A 9,163-nucleotide genomic window follows, 5' to 3' on the forward strand; every position below is an offset into this window, starting at 1 on the left:
AGTTGCCGACCCTGAACGATATGGCGTAGTGGAATTTGATGAGCATTTTACGGCGCTTTCCATCGAAGAAAAACCTGTTCATCCCAAATCAAAATATGCAGTACCCGGTTTGTATTTTTATGATAACCAGGTGATAAAAATAGCCAAAGAGCTTAAACCTTCGCCCCGGGGTGAATATGAAATTACAGACGTAAATAAATATTACCTTGAACAAGGTAACCTGCACGTAGGTGTAATGGACAGGGGAACCGCCTGGCTGGATACCGGTACATTTGACTCATTAAGCGATGCTACCGAATATGTAAGAGTTATTGAAAAAAGACAGGCTACAAAAATAGGCTGTATTGAGGAAGTAGCCTACCGCCGCGGATTTATAAATGACGAACAGTTAGTGGTTTTGGTTAATAAATATATCAAAAGCGGCTATGGGATCTATTTGCAATCGTTGTTGGATTAAATTTTGGTTTATTCCAAAAAGTATCATCAGCTTTTTTGTTTAAAGTAAAAATAAAACGGAGTTCCGCTTAAAATCAGGAATAAACCTATTGCGGAAGCTTCAGGTTGCGTAATGATCGTATTGATGACCAGTACGATACAAAAAAGGATGATAATAAAAGGAATAACCGGGTACCCGATCACTGTAGATTTAATCACGTTTTTCATTTTCATCCGTACTACGCCATAAGCCCCCAGGGCAAAAAAAGCAAAGGAAGCGAAAATGATCAGGTTAGTGATCTGGTCGAAAGTGCCGCTAACCAACAGAATACAGCTCCATATTGCCGAATAGATAAGCGCGACGTGCGGTGTACAGAATGCCGGATGGATTGCCCCGGCCTTACTGAAAAAAACTTTTTCCTGGGCCATGCGGAAGTAAATACGCGGATAAGAGATGATGCAACCATTTAAGGCTCCAAAAGTGCAAATGATGATGAGTAAAGCAATGATTACTGATCCTGATTTACCCATTAATACCCCGGCGACTTCGGCGGCAGCTATTCTATTGGGACCTAATTGCGCCAGTTGAGCAATGGGCATAACCTGCATGTAAGCGTAATTAAGCAGGATGTACAACGTCATGGCGATGCCCACGCCCCCGATTATCGCTAAAGGCACATTGCGTTGCGGGTTTTTAATCTCACCCGTAACATAGGTAACATTGGCCCATCCATCATAAGCCCATAGCGCGCTGAGCATAGCGCCAAATAATGCACTTAACAGGGATAAGCCCTGTGGATAATCGGAGGCGATTTTTGTTTCGATGTTTAACACCGGGCGCCCTGTGAAAAACAGCCCGCCAATGATCAGCAGTACAATCCCGAGGATCTTTGCAGATGTGACAATGTTATTTAAGGCACCGCCATTTTTTATACCCCTGATATTAAACCAGGTTAATAAAATAACAGCCAAAACACCCAGTAATTTTATCCCGGAATCAGCAAAAGGAAAAACGGAATGGCCGATACCAATATCCTTAAGTGAACTGAAAGGATCGGGTAAATGCACCAAAGTATTAAAAGATTGCGCGAATACAAACGACAGCGCGGCAATGGCGCCGCTGCCAATGATGGTAAAAGCCGACCATCCAAAAATAAAAGCGATAAAATCACCGTAGATGAGCCGGAAATATTCATATACTCCGCCGGTTTCAGTGGTCATCGTGGCAAGGCCTGCATAGGTAAAAGCTCCGAACATGGTGATAACCCCGGCAATTATCCAGGCCAATAAAATATACTCTCCGCTATGCAAAGTTTGCGCCATTGGCACAATTTTTTTAAAGGCCCCCGAGCCGATCATGATACCGGCAACCAGTAAAATTCCGGTTGGCAGGTTTAATGCGCGTATAAAGTGAGATTTTCCGGTTTCGTGGCCGGTTTGGTTTTCTTCCATAGCTGGGGTTTGGAGCTAATTTTAATCGAGAGAATACATATCCGGCCTTCGGTCTGTAAAAAGGTTGTTGTAGGCGTTAAATGATTTATTGCGCGTTAAATGCGGGTCAATTTGTACCGTTAAAACAGCGTCTTCGTTTTTCCCTGCCTGCACCAATTGCGCACCATTAAAATCGTAAACTACCGATCCTCCATTAAATGTTAAGGTTTGTTCGCTGTCATCTTCCAGTATTCTTTTTTCGGTGCCGCAGCGGTTGGTTATCGCCAGGTATACTTTATTTTCAAGAGCCCGTGCAGGCATGCCCACGCCCCATAAAGTTGAAACCAGGTTACTCGGGCAGGCAATTACATCAGCGCCAAGTAATGCAAGGCTCCTGGCTGCTTCGGGGTAGCGCCAGTCGTTACAAACCATTATCCCAACTTTACAATCTACCAGTGGATGGTCAACCACAAAAAAGCCTGAATCTCCGGGTTCAAAGCAGAGTTTTTCTTTATAAAAAAGGTGTGTTTTGCGATAGATTTTGAAGGTGTTATCAGGTAACGCCACCAACGCGGAGTTATATGTTTTGTCGCCATCTTTTTCCGCAAAACCGGCAACGATCATTGCCTGCAATTCAACAGCGAGTCTTCGGAGGCGTTTTACGCCTTCACCCGTTTCGTCTTCGCTCGCAATCAACGCTTCTTCCTGGTTTAAAAATGAATACCCGGTGGTACAAAGTTCAGGCAACACGATGATATCAGCCTTTAGATCTTTAAGCAGTGTGGTTATTTGATGAAGGTTTTGCGGTTTATCACCCCAAACGGGTGTGAATTGGACGATACTCAAATTTACCATGTTCACAGACTTATCTTTATGCTAAGATAGTAGCTATAGCGGAAATCATATCAGTAATCAGTTCTTTTTTATCGGCTTGCTGCCAAATTATCTCATCATCTTTCCTGAACCAGGTTAATTGTCGTTTGGCGAACCTGCGGGTATTTTGTTTGATGGCTGAAATGGCGTCGTCAAGGTTGGTTTTCCCGTCAAAATAATCGAATAACTCGGTGTATCCAACAGTGTTGAGGGCATTTATGTTGCGGTAAGGCAATAATGATCTCACTTCTTCCACCAGGCCTTGCTTTACCATTTCATCCACACGGTGGTTAATGCGCTGGTACAATACTTCCCTTGGCAGGGTTAATCCAAATTTTATAGATCGGAACGGCCGTTTATTGACCTTTGTGCTCCTGAATGATGAATAGGGTTTTCCGGTGTTTTCAAAAACTTCTAATGCCCTGATGACACGTTGGGGGTTGTTTAGGTCGACTTGATTATAATATGCCGGGTCGGCCAGTTTTAACTTTTCCTGTAAAAACGATAGCCCTTGTTCATCAAGCTCCGCGTTTAGTTTATCCCGGATGCCCGGTTCAACGTCGGGGAACTCATCAAAACCTTCGCATACCGCTCTTATAAACAAGCCGGACCCTCCTGCGAAAATCACTTTGTCATGAACTTTAAACAGTTCATTCAATAAACTCAGGGCCTGCTTCTCATAGTCGCCAGCAGAAAAAGGATCGGTGATGGAATGTGAATTGATGAAATAGTGTTTAGCAGCCGTCAGTTCAGCATCACTTGGTTTTGCGGTACCGATAGACATCTCCCTATAAAACTGCCGTGAATCAGCCGATACGATCACCGTTTTATAATGATTTGCCAGCTCAATAGCTGCTGCAGTTTTTCCAGAAGCAGTTGGGCCGGCAATTACGATGAGGGCGGGTAGTTCATGGTTCATAGATCATGGTTCATAGTCGGAAGCTTATGGATGATAGTTCATTGGTCTTATGGGAAATGTATTGTTGGAGGAAAAACTCGCCGTATATATAACAAGTCTCAATTTGTTGTGTAGCGGCCATGAATTGTGATCTATCACGTAGCTGCTATGAACTATGAACCATCAACTATGAACTACCTAATAATCGTCCCCGTGCGACAGTTTGCTGTCGTCTTCAAAGCCTTCGTCGTCTGAAAATTCGCTCCCGAATTCATCTTCTTCCTCATCCTCAACTGCGGTTGTTTTATCTTCTTCGCCTATTTCATCAGTATCCGCAATTTCAGTAAAGTCTTCGGCATCTTCTTCTCCGTACGACATTTCATTTAAGAAATCAAAATCATCGCTGGCAGCCGGGGCAGCAGTAGGGGTTACCACATTGCCAAATTGTTTAGGCGCCTCGCCTACTGATTTAATTACAGCCGGGTAAGAAGTGCCCGGCGTTTCGTCCAAAATAATCTTCATCAACTCTACGTGAAAATCAAAGGGGCGGTCGAAATTAAATGTATAATAGAATTTTTGGTGCGGATCGTCTATATAGCTCAATAGTTTTACCTTGTCCATCAGCGCAACACCACGATCGATCCTTTTTTGATTAGGCATATAGGTGATTTCTTCGCCCTTTATCCATTGGTCGTTACTGATATAAAAGGAAGAAGGATATTCAGGATTATACCCTGTAGATTGGTGGATAGCCCGGTGAAGGTCCTCAAATGTTTGGTTAGATTTTACATCTATTTCCCTTAAAACATCATCGTAGTCTTCAAAGGTGATCCTGAACCTGTATAGTGCCATTTTTAGTAGATTTTTACAAAAATAATAATGTTTTGGTTTATTTCGGATGTCGAATGTTCTATTTTGGATTTATTTTAATGCGGAGTCAGAATGTCAACCGCGAAATATCTGCTCTTTTTTGATTAAATTAATTACCAAATGCCCTGTAAATTAAAAATCGGAAATCGAAATTGCGAAATCTGAAATCAACTCTTCCCAACAACTTTCAGGCCAATTTCTTCGCCCTTTTCTATGGTATAATTTATGGCCGCTTCCCGCTCGTTAGGGATTTCGCCTTCCAGTATCGCTTCGCGGATCTGGTTTTTAATAATGCCAACCTCGCGCCCTTCTTTAATACCAAATAATTCCATAATATCAATACCTGTAACCGGCGGTTGCCAGTTGCGCATATTATCACGTTCCTCAACGTCTTTCAGCTTTTGCTGTACCAGCTCAAAATTTTGCCGGTATTTTTTTACCTTGTATTCGTTTTTGGTAGTAATGTCTGCTTTACACAACAACATCAGGCTTTCAATGTCTTCACCGGCTTCAAAAAGCAAACGCCTCACTGCCGAATCAGTAACGATTGATTGTGCCAGCACAATAGGCCGAAGATGCAGCTGTACCATTTTTTGAACGAATTTCATTTTTTCGTTCAGGGGTAGCTTTAACTGGGTAAATATTTTAGGTACCATCCGGGCGCCTTTGTCCTCATGCCCGTGAAAAGTCCAGCCATGGCCGGGCTCAAAGCGTTTGGTGGCCGGTTTGGCAATGTCATGCAAAATGGCGGCCCAGCGCAGCCATAGATCATCTGTTGTTTCGCAAATATTATCCAATACCTGCAGGGTATGGTAAAAGTTGTCTTTATGCCCTTTACCATCGATATAGTCTACACCATAAAGTGCCGTCATTAGGGGGAATATTTTATGCAGCAGGCCGGTATCAAATAAATAGTTGAAACCAATGGAGGGTTTGGCTGATAAAATGATCTTATTTAGTTCATCAGTGATGCGCTCCTGAGATATAATGCTGATCCGGTGAGCATTTTCAACTATAGCTTTTACCGCGATATCGTCTATCTTAAAATTCAATTGCGAAGCAAAGCGGATAGCACGCAGCATTCTCAAAGGATCGTCTGAAAACGTTTCGATTGGATTTAAGGGGGTCCTGATTAGTTTTTGTTCAAGGTCGGCAATGCCGTTAAAGGGATCTAAAAGCTGGCCATAAGTATCGGGGTGTAATGAAATGGCAAGGGCGTTAATGGTGAAATCGCGCCGCTTCTGGTCATCCTCCAGTGTCCCGTTCTCTACGATGGGTTTTCTTGAATCCAAACGGTATGATTCTTTACGGGCGCCTACAAATTCTATGTCCAAATCCTGGTATTTAAGTGATGCAGTGCCGAAGTTTTTAAACACGGCCAGTTTTACGTGTAGTTTTTGGGCAACAAGCTCGGCAAAAGAAATGCCATTGCCGATAACCACAATGTCGATATCTTTTGAAGGCCGCTCAAGGAAAAGGTCGCGCACGAATCCCCCGATGGCAAAAGTCTGTACATTTTGCGCTGCAGCCAGTTTTGAAATGACTGAAAATATAGGGTGTTGAAGGTGTTTTTTCAATTAATTTTTGGATTCCACTGAGTTAAATTGTGATTTCACCGATTATTATTTCGTGTCATTTTTGCCAGAAAGGTAACTACCGCCGCAGAAATTCAAAACTTCCGTTTGGTGCCAATTTCATTATAGTTGATGGATTTTTTATTTCCATACTATGCTGATCCAGGTCAACCACGTAATCTATGCCATTTATTATTTCGTCATCAATTTGCGAAAAATATTGGGGCGATGGTTTACCGCTGATGTTTGCAGAGGTAGAAACCAGTGGTTTTCTCATTCTTTGGATCAATTGCTGGCAAAATGGATGCTTTGAAATCCGGATACCAATGCTGCCGTCGCTGCTGATCAATGCCGGCGAAATATTTTTTGCGCCAGGCATTACCAATGTCAGCGGGTTTTCGGCATATTCTATCAAATCATAGGCCAACGGGTTCATGTCGCTGATGTAGCTTTCAAGCTTATTTTCGTTGTCCAGCAAAATGATCATACTTTTTGCTTCGTCCCGCTGTTTTAGTTTGTAGATCTTTTTGATAGCCTCGGTATTGGTGGCATCGCAGCCAATACCCCAAATGGTATCGGTAGGGTAGAGGATAATCCCGCCGTCCTGTATAATTTTAAAAGCTTTCGCAACTTCGTCTCTAAGCATGGGGCAAATATACGCTCAAAGCATTAATGATCTGCAAGTCATCTAACAGTTGCATGCATTTTGGTATGCCATACAGTTTGCAGGTGTTTTTAACGCAGGGCTCGCAATCGAGTTTCCCGGCCCGCAAAACGGTCAGATTGTGGGTGTTGTATGGCGCGGTATTGTTTTCATTGCCCGCGCCAAATAATACGATAACGGGCGTATTTACACTATTAGCCAGGTGTGCAGGCCCCGAATCTGTAGTAATCATAGCCGTACAACCTGCCATAAGATGGCTAAGTGATACCAGGTCGGTTTTGCCTGCAAAATTTCTTATCCTTCCGATGTTTTCAGCGCCCTTGATAATTTCATCAATAAAAGGAGCCTCTTTTGGCGCTCCTACAAAGGTGAATTCAACTTCTTTAAAATGATTGTTTAATAAATTAAGCAGCGATTTAGCCTTTTCTATAGGCATTCTTCTCGAAGCAGCTTCGGAATTGAAATTCACCAGCACCCGATCGGTTATTGGCTTTCCCGGTTTTTGCACATCCAAACTAACCTGCCTGTTACCAATTGTTTTGCCGGTAAATTGCTCCAGCAAGGAAATGTATTCATCGACACGGTGAATGTTTTCGGGTTTTTTAAAATGACGGGTCAATAAAAAAAATCCACCCTCTTTTCCAAATCCAACGCGATGGTTTGCCCTGGTGGCCCATCCCATTACAAGTGAGGACAACGATTCGGGCAGGTTAAAAAACAGGTCGTAGTTTTCAGCTCTTAGTTTTTTTCCAAACCTAAAAACTCCCGCTAAACCTTTGTTTTCCTGTTTTGAAAAAGAGTGCACCTTACGCAAGCCAGGTATAAGTGAAGCTATTGCAACAAATTCTTTTTTAATGATTACATCAATTGTCGCCTCCGGGTAAAGCTCCCTTACGGCAGAAACGAAAGCAGTACTCATTACCACGTCGCCAAGCCAATTTGGGAGCCTTATAAGGATTTTCATTTTGAATTGGTGAGTGGTGAGTACTGAGTTTTTTTATTTTCCATTCATTACTCACTACTCAACATTTGCTAAACCGAAACATTATTTTCCCTCAAAGCATCATTAAGGGACGTTTTTTTATCTGTTGATTCTTTCCGCTGACCGATGATGAGCGCGCAGGGAACCTGGTAATCACCAGCAGGGAATTTTTTTGTGTATGAGCCGGGGATAACTACCGAACGGGCAGGAACGTGGCCTTTATATTCGATAGGTTTTTCCTGTGTAACGTCAATAATTTTGGTGGAAGCTGTCAAGACCACGTTTGCGCCTAAAACCACTTCGCGTTCGAGGTGAACCCCCTCAACTACGATGGCTCGGGAGCCCAGGAAGCAGTTGTCCTCAATGATAACAGGTGCAGCCTGCACAGGCTCCAACACGCCTCCAATACCAACGCCGCCGCTTAAATGCACATGTTTACCAATTTGTGCGCAAGATCCAACGGTTGCCCACGTGTCAACCATGGTGCCTTCATCAACATAAGCGCCAATATTTACATACGATGGCATCATAATAACGCCTTTTGCTAAATGTGCACCATAACGGGCAATAGCATGCGGTACCACGCGTACCCCGGTTTGCGCGTAATCGGTTTTTAGTTTCATTTTATCATGAAAAACAAAAGGGCCCACTTCGATGGTTTCCATTTGCCTGGTAGGAAAATATAGGATTACCGCTTTTTTTATCCAATCGTTTGTGTGCCACCGCGTGCCGATCAGTTCCGCAACGCGGAACTCGCCCTTATCCAGTTTTTCAATAACGGTATCAATGGCATTCACATATTCGGTGTATTGCAACAGGGTACGGTCTTCCCAGGCTGCTTCAATTAATTTTTTCAGGTTTTGCATCAGTAAATAAAATTTAGACAAATTAAAGGAATTTTAAGGAATTTGTTAGCCTATGAAAATTGAACTTAAAACTTTCCCCGAAGTCTTGAAGACTTTGTAAGTTTGTTTTTGTTATGCCTGAAAAAGAAAAATTACGGATAGATAAATACCTTTGGGCCATCAGGGCCTTTAAAACACGTACACTGGCTACAGACGCCTGTAAAGCAGGCCGTGTAAAATTAGAGGGGCAAAACGTAAAGCCATCCCGCGAGGTGAAAATAAACGAAGTTTATCATGTTTCCAAAGGGCCCGAACGCCGGGTACTAAAGGTTACCGGTTTACTTGAAAATCGCGTGGATGCCAAAACAGCTGTTAATTTTTATGAAGATGTTACCCCGATGGAAGAGACACAGGCCTTTAAATCGATGTTCCATGCGCCGATTTTAAAGCGAGACAGGGGAGCCGGCCGGCCGACCAAAAGGGATAGAAGAGAAATAGATGAATTGAAAGACGATTTTTTTAATTAAAAGAAAAAGTATTTATTATATAGGAATAATAAATTTTGGACGTACTTTCAGTTTTGCGTATAAT

10 protein-coding genes are annotated in these 9,163 nt (G+C 42.8%); 2 read left to right on the plus strand and 8 right to left on the minus strand.

Annotated features, from left to right (window positions below; genetic code table 11):
* Positions 1 to 457, plus strand: a 457-nt coding sequence (locus tag QZY09_RS16720) for a sugar nucleotidyltransferase (protein ID WP_295674197.1), incomplete at its 5' end; no start/stop codon positions are given.
* A 26-nt stretch (positions 458 to 483) separates the two neighbouring features.
* On the opposite strand, the gene QZY09_RS16725 is transcribed toward QZY09_RS16720, so the two are convergent.
* From QZY09_RS16725 to QZY09_RS16760, 8 genes are all read right to left on the minus strand, one after another.
* On the minus strand, positions 484 to 1,887 hold the full coding sequence (locus tag QZY09_RS16725) for an APC family permease (protein WP_295674198.1): 1,404 nt from the start codon (positions 1,885 to 1,887) through the stop codon (positions 484 to 486).
* A 21-nt stretch (positions 1,888 to 1,908) separates the two neighbouring features.
* Positions 1,909 to 2,721 carry a nitrilase-related carbon-nitrogen hydrolase gene (locus QZY09_RS16730; protein WP_295674211.1) on the minus strand — a complete coding sequence of 271 codons (813 nt, stop codon included), beginning with the start codon at positions 2,719 to 2,721 and terminating at the stop codon, positions 1,909 to 1,911.
* A 16-nt stretch (positions 2,722 to 2,737) separates the two neighbouring features.
* Positions 2,738 to 3,658 carry a tRNA (adenosine(37)-N6)-dimethylallyltransferase MiaA gene (gene miaA, locus QZY09_RS16735; protein WP_295674199.1) on the minus strand — a complete coding sequence of 307 codons (921 nt, stop codon included), beginning with the start codon at positions 3,656 to 3,658 and terminating at the stop codon, positions 2,738 to 2,740.
* Positions 3,659 to 3,835: 177 nt separating this feature from the next.
* On the minus strand, positions 3,836 to 4,489 hold the full coding sequence (locus tag QZY09_RS16740) for a hypothetical protein (RefSeq protein ID WP_295674200.1): 654 nt from the start codon (positions 4,487 to 4,489) through the stop codon (positions 3,836 to 3,838).
* 185 nt (positions 4,490 to 4,674) lie between these two features.
* On the minus strand, positions 4,675 to 6,084 hold the full coding sequence (locus QZY09_RS16745) for an HD domain-containing protein (protein ID WP_295674201.1): 1,410 nt from the start codon (positions 6,082 to 6,084) through the stop codon (positions 4,675 to 4,677).
* Positions 6,085 to 6,160: 76 nt separating this feature from the next.
* Positions 6,161 to 6,727 carry an L-threonylcarbamoyladenylate synthase gene (locus QZY09_RS16750; protein WP_295674203.1) on the minus strand — a complete coding sequence of 189 codons (567 nt, stop codon included), beginning with the start codon at positions 6,725 to 6,727 and terminating at the stop codon, positions 6,161 to 6,163.
* Positions 6,720 to 7,709 (minus strand): glycosyltransferase family 9 protein, encoded by a 990-nt coding sequence (locus QZY09_RS16755; protein ID WP_295674205.1) that lies wholly within the window; start codon positions 7,707 to 7,709, stop codon positions 6,720 to 6,722. Before QZY09_RS16755 ends, QZY09_RS16750 begins: the two co-directional genes overlap by 8 nt.
* Positions 7,710 to 7,777: 68 nt before the next feature.
* Positions 7,778 to 8,593: a 2,3,4,5-tetrahydropyridine-2,6-dicarboxylate N-succinyltransferase gene (locus QZY09_RS16760; protein WP_295674207.1), complete on the minus strand. Its 816-nt coding sequence runs from the start codon at positions 8,591 to 8,593 to the stop codon at positions 7,778 to 7,780.
* A gap of 113 nt (positions 8,594 to 8,706) precedes the next feature.
* On the opposite strand from QZY09_RS16760, the gene QZY09_RS16765 reads away from it, so the two are divergent.
* Complete coding sequence (locus QZY09_RS16765; RefSeq protein ID WP_295674209.1) at positions 8,707 to 9,099, plus strand: RNA-binding S4 domain-containing protein; 393 nt, start codon at positions 8,707 to 8,709, stop codon at positions 9,097 to 9,099.
* Positions 9,100 to 9,163: the final 64 nt, after the last annotated feature.

The sequence above is a fragment of the uncultured Mucilaginibacter sp. genome (assembly GCF_903913935.1).
GTDB lineage: Bacteria > Bacteroidota > Bacteroidia > Sphingobacteriales > Sphingobacteriaceae > Mucilaginibacter.